This is a genomic window from Limnohabitans sp. JirII-29 (genome assembly GCF_003063395.1).
GTDB lineage: Bacteria > Pseudomonadota > Gammaproteobacteria > Burkholderiales > Burkholderiaceae_C > Limnohabitans.
Genome location: NZ_NESB01000030.1, coordinates 1 through 1,118 on the forward strand (window position 1 = coordinate 1; position 1,118 = coordinate 1,118).

The 1,118-nt window shown below is 63.5% G+C and carries 1 protein-coding gene; it reads left to right on the plus strand.

Annotated features, from left to right (window positions below):
- On the plus strand, positions 1 to 1,118 hold a 1,118-nt coding region (locus B9Z39_RS17040; RefSeq protein WP_199221246.1), incomplete at both ends, for a hypothetical protein.

Below are 1,118 nucleotides of genomic sequence, written 5' to 3' on the forward strand. Positions count from 1 at the left end.
ACCACGCGTCTGGCCGCCAATGTCAGTTCTACCGGCAATCAAAGCTATGCAGGTGCCATGACGCTGGGCAGCGATGCCACCTTGTTGGCCAGCGCTGCCAATGCGGTGATTAACACCGGCAGCACAATCAACAGCGACAGCACCGCACGTGCCCTCACCGTCAATGCCTCGGGGGCCAATGGCTCGGCGGTCTTCAGTGGCGCACTGGGCAACACCGCCGCACTGGCCAGCTTGAACACCAGCGCCAGCGCGATTGCCTTGAACGGCAGCACCGTCAACACCACAGGCAACCAGTCCTACACCGGTCTCGTCACCTTGGGCGCAGACACCACCCTCTCGGCCAGCGGTGCCAATGCCGTGATCACCACCAACAACGCCGTCAACAGTGACAGCACCGCACGGGCGCTCACCGTCAACGCCTCTGGGGCCAACGGCTCTGCCGTGGTCAACGCTGCGCTGGGCAACAACAACGCGCTGGCCTCCCTCAACCTGACCGCTGCCAACATCGGCTTGAACGGCAGCAGCGTCAACACCACAGGCAACCAGACCTATGCAGGTGCGGTGACGCTGGGCGCGGACACGGCACTCACCGGCAACAACGTCATCACCACCAGCGGCTCTACCGTGGCAGGTGCGGGCTTCAGCATGAACGTCACAGGCAACGCCAACCTCGGCGGAGATGTGACCAACGTCAGCAGCGTCAACGTCAGCGGCACCACGCGTCTGGCCGCCAACGTCAGCTCTACCGGCAATCAAAGCTATGCAGGTGCCATGACGCTGGGCAGCGATGCCACCGTCTCGGCCAGCGGTACCAACGCCGTGATCACCACCAACGGCCCTGTTGACAGTGACAGCACCGCACGCGCCCTCACCGTCAACGCCTCTGGGGCCAACGGCTCGGCGGTCTTCAATGGCGCATTGGGTAACACCAACGCCCTGACAACACTCAACGTCAGCGCCAGCGCCATTGCTTTGAACGGCAGCAGCGTCAACACCACAGGCAACCAGACCTACTCAGGTGCTGTGACGCTGGGTGCCGACACCGCACTCACCGGCAACAACGTCATCACCACCAGCGGCTCCACCGTGGCAGGTGCGGGCTACAGCATGAACGTCAC